Annotated in this window: 19 protein-coding genes; 5 read left to right on the forward strand and 14 right to left on the reverse strand. The window is 66.1% G+C overall.

The window, feature by feature from the left end:
• Nucleotides 1-90: 90 nt before the first annotated feature.
• From ABD481_RS19005 to ABD481_RS19020, 4 genes are all read right to left on the reverse strand, one after another.
• Entirely contained in the window at nt 91-312 is a 222-nt protein-coding gene (locus tag ABD481_RS19005) for a hypothetical protein (protein ID WP_344667029.1), read from the reverse strand.
• Nucleotides 313-546: 234 nt separating this feature from the next.
• Nucleotides 547-1,446, reverse strand: a complete 900-nt coding sequence (locus ABD481_RS19010; RefSeq protein WP_344667030.1) for a DUF6082 family protein — start codon at nt 1,444-1,446, stop codon at nt 547-549.
• Nucleotides 1,447-1,935: 489 nt separating this feature from the next.
• Nucleotides 1,936-2,472: a GNAT family N-acetyltransferase gene (locus ABD481_RS19015; protein ID WP_344667031.1), complete on the reverse strand. Its 537-nt coding sequence runs from the start codon at nt 2,470-2,472 to the stop codon at nt 1,936-1,938.
• Nucleotides 2,469-3,731: an NsdA family TPR-like regulatory protein gene (locus tag ABD481_RS19020; protein WP_344667032.1), complete on the reverse strand. Its 1,263-nt coding sequence runs from the start codon at nt 3,729-3,731 to the stop codon at nt 2,469-2,471. The genes ABD481_RS19015 and ABD481_RS19020 overlap by 4 nt, the downstream gene beginning before the upstream one ends.
• A 141-nt stretch (nt 3,732-3,872) precedes the next feature.
• Between ABD481_RS19020 and ABD481_RS19025 the strand changes: the two genes are divergently transcribed.
• From ABD481_RS19025 to ABD481_RS19040, 4 genes are all read left to right on the forward strand, one after another.
• Entirely contained in the window at nt 3,873-4,100 is a 228-nt protein-coding gene (locus tag ABD481_RS19025; RefSeq protein ID WP_344667033.1) for a hypothetical protein, read from the forward strand.
• On the forward strand, nt 4,097-4,318 hold the full coding sequence (locus tag ABD481_RS19030) for a hypothetical protein (RefSeq protein ID WP_344667034.1): 222 nt from the start codon (nt 4,097-4,099) through the stop codon (nt 4,316-4,318). Before ABD481_RS19025 ends, ABD481_RS19030 begins: the two co-directional genes overlap by 4 nt.
• Before the next feature lie 25 nt (nt 4,319-4,343).
• Nucleotides 4,344-4,604 (forward strand): HIT family protein, encoded by a 261-nt coding sequence (locus ABD481_RS19035; RefSeq protein ID WP_344667035.1) that lies wholly within the window; start codon nt 4,344-4,346, stop codon nt 4,602-4,604.
• A 102-nt stretch (nt 4,605-4,706) separates the two neighbouring features.
• Nucleotides 4,707-4,952 carry a hypothetical protein gene (locus ABD481_RS19040; protein WP_344667036.1) on the forward strand — a complete coding sequence of 82 codons (246 nt, stop codon included), beginning with the start codon at nt 4,707-4,709 and terminating at the stop codon, nt 4,950-4,952.
• A 420-nt stretch (nt 4,953-5,372) separates the two neighbouring features.
• On the opposite strand, the gene ABD481_RS19045 is transcribed toward ABD481_RS19040, so the two are convergent.
• Complete coding sequence (locus ABD481_RS19045; protein ID WP_344667037.1) at nt 5,373-6,104, reverse strand: hypothetical protein; 732 nt, start codon at nt 6,102-6,104, stop codon at nt 5,373-5,375.
• A gap of 270 nt (nt 6,105-6,374) precedes the next feature.
• Here ABD481_RS19045 and ABD481_RS19050 point away from each other — a divergent pair, with 270 nt between their 5' ends.
• Nucleotides 6,375-6,584 carry a hypothetical protein gene (locus tag ABD481_RS19050; protein WP_344667038.1) on the forward strand — a complete coding sequence of 70 codons (210 nt, stop codon included), beginning with the start codon at nt 6,375-6,377 and terminating at the stop codon, nt 6,582-6,584.
• A 33-nt stretch (nt 6,585-6,617) separates the two neighbouring features.
• Here ABD481_RS19050 and ABD481_RS19055 read toward each other — a convergent pair whose 3' ends face one another.
• The 9 genes from ABD481_RS19055 to ABD481_RS19095 form a co-directional block, all read right to left on the reverse strand.
• A complete protein-coding gene (locus ABD481_RS19055; protein ID WP_344667039.1) occupies nt 6,618-7,169 on the reverse strand; it encodes an endonuclease domain-containing protein in 552 nt (183 codons plus the stop codon).
• Nucleotides 7,170-7,279: 110 nt separating this feature from the next.
• Entirely contained in the window at nt 7,280-8,263 is a 984-nt protein-coding gene (locus tag ABD481_RS19060) for a site-specific integrase (protein ID WP_344667040.1), read from the reverse strand.
• A 60-nt stretch (nt 8,264-8,323) separates the two neighbouring features.
• Nucleotides 8,324-8,608 carry a helix-turn-helix domain-containing protein gene (locus ABD481_RS19065; RefSeq protein ID WP_344667041.1) on the reverse strand — a complete coding sequence of 95 codons (285 nt, stop codon included), beginning with the start codon at nt 8,606-8,608 and terminating at the stop codon, nt 8,324-8,326.
• Nucleotides 8,605-9,039: a hypothetical protein gene (locus tag ABD481_RS19070; RefSeq protein WP_344667042.1), complete on the reverse strand. Its 435-nt coding sequence runs from the start codon at nt 9,037-9,039 to the stop codon at nt 8,605-8,607. The genes ABD481_RS19065 and ABD481_RS19070 overlap by 4 nt, the downstream gene beginning before the upstream one ends.
• Complete coding sequence (locus ABD481_RS19075; protein WP_344667043.1) at nt 9,036-12,293, reverse strand: phage tail tape measure protein; 3,258 nt, start codon at nt 12,291-12,293, stop codon at nt 9,036-9,038. The genes ABD481_RS19070 and ABD481_RS19075 overlap by 4 nt, the downstream gene beginning before the upstream one ends.
• Entirely contained in the window at nt 12,277-12,558 is a 282-nt protein-coding gene (locus ABD481_RS19080; protein ID WP_344667044.1) for a hypothetical protein, read from the reverse strand. The genes ABD481_RS19075 and ABD481_RS19080 overlap by 17 nt, the downstream gene beginning before the upstream one ends.
• 3 nt (nt 12,559-12,561) lie before the next feature.
• Nucleotides 12,562-13,101 (reverse strand): hypothetical protein, encoded by a 540-nt coding sequence (locus ABD481_RS19085; protein WP_344667045.1) that lies wholly within the window; start codon nt 13,099-13,101, stop codon nt 12,562-12,564.
• Between the two features lie 136 nt (nt 13,102-13,237).
• Nucleotides 13,238-13,861, reverse strand: coding sequence for a hypothetical protein (locus ABD481_RS19090; protein WP_344667046.1), 624 nt, complete (start codon nt 13,859-13,861; stop codon nt 13,238-13,240).
• A gap of 1 nt (nt 13,862) precedes the next feature.
• Nucleotides 13,863-14,117, reverse strand: coding sequence for a helix-turn-helix domain-containing protein (locus tag ABD481_RS19095; protein WP_344667116.1), 255 nt, complete (start codon nt 14,115-14,117; stop codon nt 13,863-13,865).
• Nucleotides 14,118-14,775 lie beyond the last annotated feature (658 nt).

Raw genomic sequence — 14,775 nt, forward strand, 5'->3', positions numbered from 1 at the left:
TGAAAACGAGGCCCGGACCTGACGCGGTCCGGGCCTTCGTTCGTGTCAGGAAGAGTGCCACCCACGAGTCCGCGGCATCCATTGCGGCAATCAGTGCGATCCGCTTGCCTTGAACGCCGCCTCGGACTCGGCTTGAGCGCACTTCGCGCAGGCCTGAATCGATGCTGCCGGTATGGGGTCGGGGAGCCTGCGCATTGAACGCATCGGCTTGCCGCACCAGGTGCTTGCCGCGTTCCATCCGCAGGAGTGCCGCACGTAGTCGCCGGTGACAAGTTGCTCGTACCCGATGCCCCCTGCATTGTCTTCCGTCATGGTGACCACCTCCCCCTAAATCCTTGCCGGAAGGTGGCAACAGCGCCCGCCGTGCCGCCATTCGGTCGACCCCAGCCGCGTCCGTCTTAGGCCGGTTCTGACTCCGCATAAGGACAGTTGTGCGGATGATGTGATCATGGGCTGAGCAACGCCATTCACCGTGGACTCCCGGCCGCGGGGCGGTCGCGGAACCTATGGGTTGGAACTGTCCCGTCCTGGTGAAGTTGCAGGTCTTCAGTTTTTACGAGCAGCGCTCCCAGGTGATGATGTAGATGAGCTTGACGTTCTCCCGCCAAACGGCGAACCCCTTCCGGGGCGGGGGCAGGTCTCGGCAGCTGACTTGGCAACGCGTCTTCCGATCGCTTCAACGACCAGCCCGGCTATGGCCGCAGCAACAACAACCTTGATCACTCGAAGACGGATACCGGCCTTTGGAGCTGGGGAAGGGTCGAGCGTTCCCGAAGGTTCGACGGGTGGGCCATCATCCACCGCCCTCTGGTACTCCTCGTCCATAATTTGCACGAGTTCTCGCAGCTTCCCCCGTTGCTCAAAGAACATCCAGAACCCACGAGCCCGCTCCCACCAGTCCCTGCCAGGCCGGCCCTCAAAGAGCTCGATGGCTGCAACGTGCGCCCTGCGGGGGTCAATTTCCCCCAACTGGTAGGAGGTCCTCCAGTAGTTCCACACCATGTTGATGTAGTGGTATTGCCGACGGGCGTCGAAGTCGTCGGGGTACACCCTGGTCATGTTGCCCCAAACATCCATGTAGAGCGGGTCATCCATCGCCATTCGCATGATCTCGCGGTGCCTCGCCCGGTCGTGTTGAAGCCGGTCAGTGCGGGATCGGCGGGCTTGAATAACGAGGGAGTAGGCAACGCCTACCAATGACAGCATCGCCAGCCAGGAGCCAACGGCCTGATAGGTGGAGCCGATGTTGCTCAGACGCGCCCAGTCAAGGCTTCCAAAATCCTCGAACGCGCGCAGCGCAAGCGGCGACAGGAGGACGAGCAGCACCCCGATCAGGACGGCGAGAGCGACCAAACAAAGTCGAAGCGTTTGACGGAGGACATCTCGCCGCTTGAGCCGCTTGAGGTCAGTCAGTGACGGATGGTAACGACGGTCTCCGATTTCCATGCTCGCGATCAAGCCCCCTTATAGAACCCGAACGCAGCCTGTAGCCCGGCAGGGTTCACTGCGCTGCGGCGCCTACTCGCCGATATGCCCCACTTGGCATCAGATACTCAGGGATCTGACTTGATAGCTGGACTGGGCACATTCCGGGCGTAGCAATCCAGCTGCGGACGGAGCGCAACGCAACGACATCTGCCGCACCCATCAGAGGTAGCTAAGAAGCTCAACAGGAAGCCTGTGTCAGCGCATCGACAACAGGTGGAGCAACCGCATAGGAGCGGCCACCTTCAGCGAGACACACGGACAGATCTTGGTCGAGCAACCACATTCGGCGGGACGGATCACCGTGCGGCGTCCCGCTGATGTTGCCCATCGCAGGTCACAGCTATGGCCGCCGACCAACTTCGATGGGATAAAACAGGAACGATGCGATGCCCACAATGGCCCGAACGCGCTAACACATGAACCCGCTAACATCGCGGGCAGCGGCACCTAGATCTCGAGCAGCAGGACGTCGTACACCGGCGCCCCGTCCCACGGGATCGTCGAGGTGACCCGCCGATACCCCCACAAGGCATAGGCCGCCTGCGCTGCGGTCGCGTCCGGGCGGCAGTTCAACACCACCCGTTCTTCGCCTCGTCCTTCAAGCAGCTTCCGGTGCAGCCCGGTTGCGATCCCGCGACGCTGCCAGTCCGGATGCACCGCCATCTCGAACAGGCCGAACGTGCGCGCGCCGTCCTCCCGGAACGTATCGGCGTCGACCGGTTCGAGGACGCTTTTCCACCACCCGGTGGTGGGGGACAGCGTGTAGCCGAACGCCACCCCCACCACCTCGTCGCCGACGTGCGCGGTCGCCAGCGCGAACCCCGGTTGCCGCGTCTGCTTCTCGAACCGGGCCAGCGCCGGCGAGTCCGCGCTGCGAGCCTCGTTGTACGGCGACTGAGCGAACGCCGCCGCGACGATCGGCGCTACCTCATCCAGCAGCAGCAGCGCCGCCTCACCGCGAGTCAGGGCGTACTCCACCGTCACGAGGCCTCCAACGCCGTATCGATCCGTTCCACGCACGCCCGCGCCGCCTCGGTGTCGACCTTCACCAGGCCTAACCGAACCTCCCGCAGCCGCGCGATCATCCTCGCCGACCCGGTGCCGTCGATCCAGTCGGCAACGATCCCCGCCTCGTGGCAGGCATGCTCAACCTCACCGGCCGCCAGAAGCGCCGCCGCGAGCTTCAACCGGTACGCCGCAGCGTTGCGGGCGTATGCGTCCCCCAGTCCCCGCACCGTGGCCTGTAGGTAGGGCACGGCGGCGGCGGGACGTCCGGCGTCGAGGTAGAACGCCGCGGTGGCCTGGTCCATCTCGGCCGGCCCGAAGAACCGGGCGAACCGCGGCGGCGTGTCGGATCCGGCACGCTCCAGATGACCGGCCGCGGCGACCAAGGCGCGGCGAGCGTCGGCAAGGTCCCCCGCCGCCCCGGCCGCCCCGGCAATCCGGACGGCAAGCATCGCCTGCAGTGTGGGAGCGGCGCTGCGGCCGGCGGCGGCCAACGCGCCCTCGGCGGCAGCGCGTGCCTCCCACACCCGATCTTGATCAGTCGTGATCAGAGTCAGATTCGCCAGTGCGCCGGCTTCGGTGTCGCGGTCGCCGAGCAGACGGGCGGCGGCAAGCGCCTCGAGGCTGTGACGGCGGGCCGCGTCCAGGTCGCCCCGGTCCCGGTTCAGCCATGCCCGGTGGCTGTGCACCGCGGCGCTGAGCAGCTGTAGCCGGTGCCCGATCATCGGCAGATAGGACCCGTGGCGCAGCAGTGAGGTGGTGCGGTCCAGGAGCGCGGCGGCGAGTTGGTCGGCTTCGGCAGCGCCGCGGGAGTGGTCAACGACGAACACCTGATCTGCGTCCTGCTGCAATTGCCGGACGTGTCCGGCGTCGACCCGGTGCGCGTCCTCGGCGCCGACCAATCCGGCGGCACCGGCGGCTACAGCGGCGGTGTCGGCGAGGAACGTGCGCCGGTCAACACCCGTTTCGGAGGGCACACGCCGGGTGGTGCGCCGATGCACCGGTACGGGAAACCCGAGGTCTTCCAGCGGGATACCCATCAGGGTCTCGATGACCCGCTGTGCTGCTGGAGCGGGGCACGGTGGCGTATCGCTTTCCCACCGGGCGATCGTGCGTTCGGTGACCGTGCCGCCGATCCCGAGCAGCCGCGCGGTGTCGGCGTAGGCGGCGACAAGCTGGGCCTGTGTGAAGCCGGCGTTCAGCCGTGCCTGCCGGAATGTCAGGCTGCTGCGCTCCATGAAGCCCAAGGTAGCCGCGTCCGGTGGCCAGTGTCTGGCCAGATGTCAGGTTCGATGTCGGGTCGAGGTACCTGATGCAGGACCGCCTCCACCGATTTCCTGTCTAGAGGAAGCGTGGTCCATACCAACGGAGGAACAGCGATGAGCATGCCGGATGCGGACTCGGCCCCGCAGCAGAGCGCGGTGATGCCGCGCCGTCTGTTGGCGCGTGACGCTCAGGGGCGCGTTGGCGAGGTGATGCCGTCGGCGATCCCGGAGCACCTGCGCGGCCCGTATGCGAGTCGGCGCGTCCACCTGCGGCCCGAGGGCGGTGGCAGGGAGTGGTCAGTGCCTGCCAGTGAGGTCGAGTACCTGGAGCGTGAATCGTGAGCGGCGACGGCGCCCCCGCCTATTGGGTGCGGCAACGCGCCGGCGACACCGACACGGTGCGCCTGTCCGCCGCCGAGGCTGCGATGGTCGCGCAGCGGCCGGGCGCGGTCGGGGACTACCTCAGCCCGGCCGGCCTGGTCTGGCGGGAACGCAACGCAGACGTGCGCGGCGGCTGGGACCACTTCACGATCACACCGGTGTGGGAGTCGCTGCAGTGAACCGCCACGTGAAGGGCCCGTAACCATGCCTGAATGCCCGTTTTGCCTTATCGCCGCTGGCGGCGCCCCCGCACGGATCATCCGCGAGTGGGAGGACGCCGTCGCGTTCCGACCTCGCAGCGGTGGTGTCAACGCTGGCCACGTTCTGGTCATCCCTCGGCGGCATGTCGCCGACGCCGCCGAGGATCCGGACATCACCGGCATGGCTGCGGCCCACGCTGCCGCACTTGCCGCCGAGCTCGGCGACTTCAACCTGATCAGCAACCGCGGCTCGGCCGCCACGTAAACCGTGCCGCACCTGCACTGGCATATCGTGCCGCGTGCCGCTGGTGACGGGCTTCTACTGCCATGGACGCCGCAGCAAACGGCACCGGCCGTCACGGTGGTGATGGCGCGCGAGCCTCTGCCTGGTCCTGGTGTCTCGGTGTTCCTGGCCGACCCCACGCCCGCCGTCGGCGGCCCGGCATCCTGGCGCTCGGCCGCGGTCGAGCTGCTGGCCGCGCGATGGACCGGGCCCGGAACCTTGACGGTATTGTCGCCGGAGTCCCGCGGTGGCGTGCGTGCCGAACGCTATGACGACCAGGTTGCGTGGGAGACCGCGGCCAGAGCGCGCGCCAGCGCGATTCTGTTCTAGATTCCCCGCGACGTCACGCAGATGCCGGGGTTCACTACCAACGTCGAGTTCGGGCTTGATGTCGCCGAGGGCCGTGTTGTGCTCGGCTGCCCGCCGGATTGTCCGAATCCCGAACGGAACCGCTACCTGATCTTCCAGCCCGGCGGTACGGCGCACCGGTGTGCGACACCCTCGCCGACACGGTCACGGCCGCCCTGACAATTGCTACAGCCACAGCACAGCCCGGGAAGCTGGGCGTCGGTCCCTAGCGTGGCCGAGGCAAGAGCTGGCGTAAGACGAAAGGGGTGTCCAATTGGACACCCCCTTTTCTGCCGTAGGTGGCCAGGAACACCACGCACGTCAGGTTTAGCTCGACCCTGTAGTCAACAGCGGAAACGATGTGGAGCCGTCAATCAGGGCCGGGCACGTCTAGGGCGAGCCTCAGATACCTTCCTGCGGCGTCACGTATTCGTCGAGGGGGCGTGCGCGCGGAACCTCGAAGTGGGTCGGGCGCCACGCGAACCGGTATGGATGCTCCCAGCCAGCGGGCAGTTCGGGAGTCAGATTCCCCTTGATCACAGCCGCGTTCCACAAGCTGTAGTAGCGTTTCTGGACTATCCCGACCATGTTCAAGGCGCCATCTAGGTCAGCCCATGACAGCGTGATCGGCTTGGGCGGGAACTCGCGATGCCCAACGATCTTGTTCATGTACCTACGGGCCGCTTCGGCAGCACCCTTGAGTCGTTCAATGTCCGCATCGATCTTTGTCACGTCCAACTCGCCCGAGGTTGTTGAGGTAGCAAACTGATCGAACTTCCTCTTGTTGACGGCCTTGAACTCGTTTGCGATCTCGGGGTTGGCATCGACGTTGGCCTCGAAGCGAGCACGGTCCATCATGCTGGGAAACTTGGTCAACTCCTGAAGGCAGTTCAGAAGACTCGATGTGGTCGTGCCCGGATCGCACTCACGACGGATTCCGGTTACCTGCGTGGTGACGTAGAGCCTGATATGCCAGTTTCGAACGATGGTGTTCAACTCGATCTCGGCCGCGGTCTCATCCCACATCCGGGTGAGGGCGACCCAGACGTGACGGTTGTGGAACAGGTCGCGGATGTCTCGTTCTGCCTGGGCGAAGCGCTCGGTCCAGCGCTGCCACCGTTCGTCAAGGTTCATGGCCGGATGCTAATCCGATGTGGCTGACCAAAACCGCTAACGGCAACAACTAAGTGTCGCCACTACGGCCCAACCCCGTTCATCAGGTTGCTCGTCCGCCGATCGGTTGCCCCGATGTAGCCATGCACGACCGGCGGCCTTTCGGCGCACCGCCCATGCTGGGCGATGACCGACGCCGGCACTCCGGCCTGTACGCCGACGTCTGGCGGTGTCAACCGCACAGCCTAGGCCGAATGGTTCTGCCGCGATCGGGCTGATCGGATGTTATGTATGACTAACTTCGATCTTTCGGTGGACGTCTTTCGTCAGTACGCCGCCGGCGTGGTTGCGGAAACCGACTCCGTTCGAGCGCTAACCCTTGTCCAGAAGATCTACCAGGAAGGGAAGTTCGCGCAGGGGAAGGGCGACGCAGCAGCGCTGCAATTGCTAACGGATCAACTCGAACGGTGCAGGCGTGAACACAAGGCGTCAGGAGATTGATGTTGAAAGGTTAATGCCGATGGCGTCCAGGTCTCAGCCTGCGAGTTTCGACGCCAAGGTGTGAATCGGGGAGGCCTCCAGCCGCTCGCCAGCCTCGGGCGACTGAGGTTCCGCATAGCCGGTAAACGGGCTGTAGTAGCGGATCTCTACACCGAGGATCACGGATGGTGGGCGCTGCCGGTAGAGAGCGAAGTGGTGATCGTTGCCGTGTCCCTCAAGGGCGTTGCACGAGCGGCATAGCAACCCTCGGATGAGCCCCGTGGCGTGATCGTGGTCTCGGACCTCAGCGCCATTGGGATGTCCGCAAGCCGCACAACGGTGGTCATGCCAACGGACCAGGGCGTCCCATGTGGCGTCATCGTCCGAGTAGAGCGCAACGGCCCTGGCGCCGATGTCACCGAATTTTGCGGCAGCAGACGCCATCGCGGCACGGGCATCTCCCAAGGAATCTTCAGGCACCGGCCACGCCCAACAGGCAGGCTCGCGAGGCGTTGCCCGGCGATCGTCCATGACGCGCTGATGCCGTGCGCGCGCGGCGGTCAAGTCGGCACGCTCGGCGGCAGTGAGGTGGATGATGCAGGACATCGGATCAGGCAAGGTCAGGCATATGCGGTCATAATCGTCGTGCCACGGAAACACCTGCCTGCGGCATGGCCGGCCGCTTTTGCACGGGCGGGAGCAGGTTGCGACGCCGCTCACAGTCCGACTCCGTTCATCGGGTTCGACGTCCACTTGTCGACGGACCTGATGTAGCCGAGGACGACCGGTGATTTCTCAGCCCACCGGCCGTGCTGCGCGATGGCCGAGACGGGATTGCCGGCCTTGTAGGACGCGGTCGCGCCTCCCGCACGAAGGCTGTGCGCCGTGTACTTCTCCGCGTTCGGGACTTTCGCCCGCAACGCCGCAGTGCGCACGGCACGGTTGATTCCGTCAGTACTGATCGACTCGCCGATGCGCCCGTGGCGGTCGACCCCGCGCAGCAGCCGGCCCCCGGTGATGCCGTTCTCTGCGAGCAGAGCTCGCCAGGCGGCGAGGATCCGCACCGGGTCGGTGTCGGCGTGCTGCCCGCGTGGGATCGCGACTTCCTCACCCACAGCATCCTGGTCAGTCTTCGACATGCGGATCGTCACCAGCAAACCGTCGGCGGTCTCGGCGACGTCGTCCAGGTTGAGCGCCGCGAGTTCCGAGCGGCGACCCATCAATGCGAAGCCCAGCACCAGCAGCAGCCGGTCCCGAAGCCCAGCGGCCGCGTCCGGGTTGGAGGCCTCGACCATGGGGCGTAGCGCATCCAGCACCATCGGTGGTGCTTTTCGGGTCCGCTTGCCGGTCTGGGCGCGTTCACGACGGTAGGACCGCAGCACCAGGCGGGCCGCGGTGGTGACGGGTTGGTGCTCATACCCGGCGAGCCGGTGCGCGGTGCGGATCGCGGCGATGTGCTGTTCGACGGTCGCCGGTGCCCGGCCGGCGTCGCACAGGACGGTGACGTACTCGGCGACGGTTTCGGCGGTGCACGGCAGCGGGCTGCGGCCGGTGCTCGAACACCAAGCGGTGAACGCGGTGAGGTTCCGATCGTAGGCGCGCCGGGTGTTGTCGCTCATGCCGTCGGAGATGCGCTGTCGGGTGCGTTCGGAGACGGCCCGTTCGGGGTTCGGCGTAGGTTCGAAGGCTGCGACGCTCATGCCACAATCCTATAGTTCTGACTCGCGATAAGGTCCCTTAGCAAGAGTCAGAATGGTGCCCTAGGGGACCGGGAAGCGCCGTAAGGGATGCGCCCGACCAGCATCCGCAACTGCCGACTCGGCGAGCCGGAACTGCTCGTCGTCCGACAGCCGAAGCGCGCCGGTGAGCCCCTCAACGACCGCGACTGACGGACACCGCTGCCCCGACTCCAACCGCAACAGGTACGAGTGCGACAGTCCGGCCCGCCGCGCTGCTTCCCTCACCCCGAGTCCCACCCTGACGCGCGCCATCTTCAACATCGGCCCCAGCTCCGGCGGCGGTAGTCGCCGCACATGCTCGGTCATGTCGACGCCTCCGTCGCCATCGTCAAGAACGCTGCGAGCACGTCTACCGATTGGTCTGAGTAGTCCGGCGGCGTGCCTTGTCCGTCGGGTGAGTCGCGTCGATCGAGATCTTCCAGCCGTTCGTCCGAGCATGAACAGCCGTCCCTGTGCGCCAACAGGCAACGTCCGGTGAAGCCGCTGCCGTCCGACGGCTCCACCTTTGCCTCGGCAGGCGTCGATGCGACCGCGCCGCACAAGTCACACGTGCCGTACACAGTGGCGACGAGGCTGTCCCAACATGCCAAGCGCAGTTCATCGCTGCTGTAGGACGGGCACGCTCGCATCACCGCGAAGTGCCTGTTGACGTTGTCCCGCCACCCGTAGGCGACCATCCACGGCGCGCCGGGAACATCCTCGATGACGACGCCCCGGTATCTGATCGGCCCTGTCACATCGCCACCCTCAGGCCACCGGACGGCAGGATCCGTGTTGCAACTGAACGACCGATCTTCTGAACGAGCATGTCCATGTCGCGGTCGCTCATGATGTGCGCGCCGTCGAAGTTGTTGGTGACGTTCACGATCGTGCTTGAGCCGCTGTTGACGCCAAATCCGACGGCAGGGATCGCGGGCACCACTGGTGCCGCCGAGGATTGCACAGTGGCAGTCAGCCCCTCCAACTTCGCCTTCACGGCAGGGATCTGCTGATCGAGGCCCGCGATGAAGCCCTGAATGACCAGGCGTCCGTTGCCGGTGAGCAGCACAGCGTCCTTGGCCGGCGGCCCCTTCCAGTCGGTCAACTTGTTGACGAGGCTGCCGAGTTTGTCCTTTACGCTGCTGAACATCGAGCCGATGCCGTCGATGAAGCCCTCGATCAGCTGAACGCCCGCATTCCACAAGGTTTTTCCGAGATCGCCAAGGGCAGAAACGACCTTGCCCGGGAGGTCCTTGAACCACTGGAGGACTTTGGCGCCTTCGTTGGTGACGGACGTGAGGACGCCGTTGATCCAGCCGTTGAAGTCGGTGCCCAGGTGGCCAAAGTATCCAAAGATCGCCGAGGTGACGCGACCGGGGAGCCCGATGAACCACTTCACTGCGTCGCCGATTCCGCGCCCCACAGCGGCTGAGGCATCGGAGAGCCAGTGCGCGAAGCTCCCCGGAAGGGAGCCGAACCAGCTAAGGATCCCCTCGACGTCGTGCACGCCGTCCGAGAACCACTGCTTGATGTCGCCCCAGTACTTCTGGATCAACGCGAAAGCCAGGCCAAGAGGCCCGGTCAAGATCTCCAGGATCAGCTGCCAGTGATTGCGGACCCAATCGACAGTCTCAACGACCGCACCCTTGACCCAGTCCCACACCGCCTTCACGACGTCGCGGAACGCCTGAAAGTGCGTATAGGCGTAGATCACACCGGCAGCAAGCGCCGCAATCGCTGCCACCACCAGCATCACCGGGCCGGCCGTCATCGCCGCGTTGAACAGCCACTGTGCAGCTGTCCACATTCGCGTCGCTACCGTAACCGCAGTCTGAGCCCCCCGAAGGACAAGGTACTTAGCGGCGGTGCCCATAGCCGACAGGCCGGCTCGGATCCATGACGTACTCGAGGCGTCCGCGGCGACAGTCGCCTCTTCGGTCGCCGCCGTTGTTGCAGCCTCGGATGCGGCCAGGCCGTCCATGCTCGCCGCCGTAGTGTCGGCGGCGGCCGCGCTGGTGGCCGCCGACCCGGTAAACAAGTCCAGCACCTTGCCGATGCCCTTGAACACCGAAGCAACCGCGTCGGCCGCCTTCTTCGCAGCCCCGAACGCCTTGGCCACCAGGTTGACTGCGCCGACGAAGATGCCGAAGGCCGCGACACCCTCCATGATCTGGGCGCTGAGCTTCTTGTGCGCCTCGATCCAGTCGACGATCGGTTGGATCACTCGCATGATCTCTTTCACGAGCGATGTCACCGTCGGCAGCAGCGCCGTACCGATGGAGATACCCGCGGCCTCAACGGTCTGCTTGGCCTCGGCCAACTTCTGGTTGAGGTTCTTCTGGATCGTGCCCCAGCCTTCGACGTCGGAGCCGGCGCCCTTGGCCGCTTCCCCGACCTTCGCCACGTTGCCGGCGAACGTCTTGCCGTGGTCTGCGCCGAGCATCAACGCCACGTTCAACCCGGTTGTGCCGCCGAGCATCTTCGACAGCGCCTGGGACGCAGACTGCTGCGCCGAAGTGCCATGCATGAGCTGCTCGTTGAACGCGTGGGTCTGATCAGCCACACCGGCGAACTGCTTCATCAAGTTCGCCGACACCGGATCCAGGTTCTGCAGGTCGGCTTTCCACTGCTTGGCGGTGACCGAACCGTCGAGGTACGACTTCGCCAGCGACGCCAGGTTCTTCGGCATCGACTGGATCATCGTGTTGGCGTTCTGGGCAGCCGACGCCGACTCCTGGAACGTCTTCACGACCTGCGACCCGGACTTGAAATTCTTCGCGATCGCGCCGTTCACCAGGTCCAAGGCCCCAGTCAGGCCTTGGCTGGGGTCGGCGAGTGCTTTGCGCACGGTGTTGACGTTTAGCCCGAGTTGCTGCATCTCCTTGGTCGCGACGTTGTTGCCGCCGGCCAGGTTGCCGATCACGTTGTTCAGGTCCTGCGCGGACTGCTGCGCGGACATGCCCTGGCCGGTCATGGTGGCCATGGCACCGCCAACTTGCGCAAAGGACAGGCCTACCGATGAGGCGATCGGCAGCACGTTCGACAACGAACCGGCGAGCGCCTCCGTGGTGGTCTTGCCGTTCTGGACCACCGCGATCATCTGGTCCATCGCGGAGTTCGCGACCTTCTGGCCGTCCGCGGTGTCGGCGACCGTGATGTTGTAGTCCTTCAAGATGGTGGTCAGGGCGTTGGAGACAGTGCCGAGGTCGGCGTTCTCCGCTTTCGCACCCTGCGCGGAGGACTGGAGCACCCGCAGTCCTGATCCGCCGGTAAAGCCCGCGGACCCGACCATGTACATGCCGTCGATCAGCGGCTTCAGCGCGGTCCCGGTCGATCCGGACAAGCCGAGGATCCCCTTACGAACCGTGTCCATCTGGTTCGCGGCCTCACCGCCGGAGGTCTCCAGGACCGACGTAGAGGACTGGAAGCTCGCGGCGCCCTTCATCATCAGACCGCCGGCTATCGCCGTTCCCACGCCGACTTTGCCCATCGCCGAAGCGACCGCGCCGAGCTTCTCCCCAGCGTTGCCGGTCTTCTTGGTCGAGTCGTCAACGGTCTTGAACGTCGCGTCGGAGATCGCCTTCTGCTCGAGCTGCGCGTCCTTGAGACCCTGCGTCGCTTTCGCAACCGCCTGCTGAGACTTACCGAGCTTGTCGGCGGCAAGGACTTGCTTCTCCATCGCCTCGGTGTCGCCGTCGGCAGCCAGCCGTGCCTGCTCTTGGGCTTCGAGAAGCGCCCGCTCAGCATCGGCCTGAGCCTTGGTGGCCGCGGCCACTTTCCCGGACGCCGCCTCGACCTTCGCATTCGCCAGCGTCAGCGCGTCCGCCCCGGAAGCCGTCTCCAGAAGCGACTCGTCGATCTTCGCGCCGGCCGCCGCGGCTGAGTCCGCGGTGCCCTTGAACGACGCGGACAGTTCCCCGAGCTTGTGCTGGACCTTGTCGTAGATCTCCGAGGCCATGTCCTTGGCCTCGAGAACCGCGAGGATGGTGAAGGCCTCAGCTCCAACGCTCATGGGCCACCCCCTCGGCGCGGGCAACATCCATGCCCCAGCGCTGAACAACCGCCGCGGCACATGTCGGCCCGAACGAACCCAAGAAGGCCCAGACGAGCGAAAGCAGCGCCTTGATGATCTCGGCCTGGTCGTAGTCGGCTAGCAGCGCGGCCATATCGATGTCGACGCCGTACAGTTCTGCGGCACTGATCTCGGTGATGAACCGCCACGCCGTGTACCAGTCAGCCAAGGACGCAGCGGCCCGCAGGTTGTTCTCGTCGGCCACGGATCACCGTTCCTCGGCGACGTCGGGCGCCGGGTACTCGTCGAGTTGCCGTCGCAGGTCGGCTATGGCCGCGTCGATCGCGTCAAGCGTCACCACCTGCTGCCGGACCTCGTACTTCTTCGCCGCATCCAGCCCGAACAGGCGGGCACGCCGCTCCGCGATCTTCAGCAGCCGGTCCAGGGCGTGCAGGGTGGGAGCGTCGTCTATCAGCGGCTGACCATCGGGGCCTTCGACGACCCGGCCGTTGGCGGCGACGACGAGGTGGGTCTTGTCCACGACGGCCCACGCCCGCCGTGTCAGCTCGTCCAGCCGCGCAGCCTCGACGGCACGTAGTTCGGCGACAGCCTCGGCCGGGACGGCGCTCAGAGCCCGCTGGACGGACTTGAACGCGCCGCTGGCATCGGCGTAGCCAAGGGCCTCGGCAACCTGCCGGTAGGACAGCCCCTGCGCCCTCAGGTGGGCTGCTTGGGCGTCGCGTTCCGCGCCGGCGATGCCCCGGCAGAACTTGCCGTTGTTGCCGCGGCTGTGAGTGTCCTCGGCCATGTTCAAAGTCCGTTCTCGAAGGCCCGGACGCGCTGACCTCGAAGGGGGGTGTGACCAGCCCCCGAACGCGTCCGGGCCGTCTCCGGCACTCGACGGGTCCGCCGACAGGTCCGGAGTGCCGAAGTGTGGGAAGTCTTCAGATGGGGCGGCGGACGACGATCCCGCTTAGGCGGCGCTTCGCCACCTCATCCGGGGTGCCCGCAGCAGGGGTTTCAGCGGCCGGCGGCGCCTTCGCGGTACCCATGTCCCGCTGCCCGACGGCGGCCTGGTCGTCATTCGCGGACGGCTGCGGCGGCTGGATCAACTCGGTGATCTTCCCGGGGTCGCACACACCGACGAGGTTCCCGTCCTTGTCGTACACCGCCACCTGTCCGTCGGCGGCGGCTTTGCGCAGGGCCTTACGGAGGCGGTCTTGGCGTCGGGGCGCGACCGGGTTGTCGTCGAGCAGCTTCTGCGCCTGGTCTCGCAGGCGGGCGGCGTCGACTGGGCTAAAGGTGAGACGCGCCTTCGTCAGCAGGTCGCCTGCGTGGCGCTCGGTCTCATCGCGGGATTCCGGCGCGCGGAGAACCGCGGACGCCAGGTTCGAATAGCTGCGCCTGAGCGTCGGGTCATCGGTGATGCGGGCCTTCGCCATCAGCGTGGAGGCGTAGTGGACCCGGTCGGAAAGCTCATCCTGGGTCAGAGACTTGATCAGGCTGTCGGACATCATCAACCCGACGTTTGGGATCAGCGCCTGCTCACCCTTGGTAATGCGCGCCATGTCAGGCGGCCTTTCGTTCGATCTCCTTCCGGTGTGCGTCCCACGCGTCCAGCTCTGCCCTGCGATACCGCCAACCTGTTCCTCCTGCGCCCTGCTCCGCTGGGATGGCGCTGTTGCGGGCGAGCTTTCGAACATGGCCTTCGGTCAATCCCAGGTGTCGAGCCGCTTCTGTCGTGGTAAGCAGCACCTCTTCCGTTCCTGAGGCTGCCGGTGTGCGGGCGGTGCGAGCCAAAACGTGACCGGTCCTGCTGGTCACCGGGCCGGACCGGTCCTGTGGCCGGTACTCGGAGGCGGCGACGTGGACGAGGTCGGCGAGTTCGACGAGGGACTGTGGCGGGACGGCGCGGCGGCCGAGCCATGCGAACCGTAGGGCGTCGCGCAGAGCCCGGTCGAGGCGGGCGCAGTCGCCGGCGGTAAGGATGACCGCGGGGCCGTCGGATCGGATCAAGGTGTGCGGCTTTCAGGAAGTGGTGGTGAACGTGTAGCCGACGCGGTTGTGGGGTCCGCGCCGGCCTGACGGGGCGTTGCCGTGGGGCGGGATCGGGGCGGGCTTGAGCGGGCCGCGGTGGGGACTGTCATGGCCTACCGCAAAATCAGGCACTGTCATGGCCTCTTGCCGCTGGGGCACCGTCATGACCTAGCCCGAAATGAGGCACCGTCATGACCTCCCGAAGGCTTGCTGCCCGCCGTTCCCTCCACCGCGTTCGCCGTAGCTGGCGTTCCCAGCGCCAGGGGTTCCCCGGGTGCGCATGCGCGGTCGGCGTCACGACAACCCGCGCACAGTGGCCCGCCGCCGTTGCCGTAGCGGTGGCACGGGCGCTGGCATGTGGCGCAGCGGCCGGTCTCGTCGGCGGGCCACGGGAACGCCTCGGAGGTCTGCGCAGGCGCCGACACGGGCTTCGGGGTCGGGACGT

The sequence above is a fragment of the Catenulispora yoronensis genome, assembly GCF_039531695.1.
In the GTDB taxonomy this organism is placed as follows: Bacteria; Actinomycetota; Actinomycetes; order Streptomycetales; family Catenulisporaceae; genus Catenulispora; species Catenulispora yoronensis.

Excerpts from the sequence above, each read along its gene's own strand:
- ABD481_RS19050 (WP_344667038.1), top strand. The coding sequence starts at position 6,375 with ATGACTAACTTCGATCTTTCGGTGGACGTCTTTCGTCAGTACGCCGCC.
- ABD481_RS19065 (WP_344667041.1), bottom strand. The coding sequence starts at position 8,608 with ATGACCGAGCATGTGCGGCGACTACCGCCGCCGGAGCTGGGGCCGATG.
- ABD481_RS19005 (WP_344667029.1), bottom strand. The coding sequence starts at position 312 with ATGACGGAAGACAATGCAGGGGGCATCGGGTACGAGCAACTTGTCACC.
- ABD481_RS19040 (WP_344667036.1), top strand. The coding sequence starts at position 4,707 with ATGGCGCGCGAGCCTCTGCCTGGTCCTGGTGTCTCGGTGTTCCTGGCC.
- ABD481_RS19035 (WP_344667035.1), top strand. The coding sequence starts at position 4,344 with ATGCCTGAATGCCCGTTTTGCCTTATCGCCGCTGGCGGCGCCCCCGCA.
- ABD481_RS19060 (WP_344667040.1), bottom strand. The coding sequence starts at position 8,263 with ATGAGCGTCGCAGCCTTCGAACCTACGCCGAACCCCGAACGGGCCGTC.
- ABD481_RS19055 (WP_344667039.1), bottom strand. The coding sequence starts at position 7,169 with ATGTCCTGCATCATCCACCTCACTGCCGCCGAGCGTGCCGACTTGACC.
- ABD481_RS19090 (WP_344667046.1), bottom strand. The coding sequence starts at position 13,861 with ATGGCGCGCATTACCAAGGGTGAGCAGGCGCTGATCCCAAACGTCGGG.
- ABD481_RS19085 (WP_344667045.1), bottom strand. The coding sequence starts at position 13,101 with ATGGCCGAGGACACTCACAGCCGCGGCAACAACGGCAAGTTCTGCCGG.
- ABD481_RS19025 (WP_344667033.1), top strand. The coding sequence starts at position 3,873 with ATGAGCATGCCGGATGCGGACTCGGCCCCGCAGCAGAGCGCGGTGATG.
- ABD481_RS19075 (WP_344667043.1), bottom strand. The coding sequence starts at position 12,293 with ATGAGCGTTGGAGCTGAGGCCTTCACCATCCTCGCGGTTCTCGAGGCC.
- ABD481_RS19010 (WP_344667030.1), bottom strand. The coding sequence starts at position 1,446 with ATGGAAATCGGAGACCGTCGTTACCATCCGTCACTGACTGACCTCAAG.
- ABD481_RS19020 (WP_344667032.1), bottom strand. The coding sequence starts at position 3,731 with ATGGAGCGCAGCAGCCTGACATTCCGGCAGGCACGGCTGAACGCCGGC.
- ABD481_RS19045 (WP_344667037.1), bottom strand. The coding sequence starts at position 6,104 with ATGAACCTTGACGAACGGTGGCAGCGCTGGACCGAGCGCTTCGCCCAG.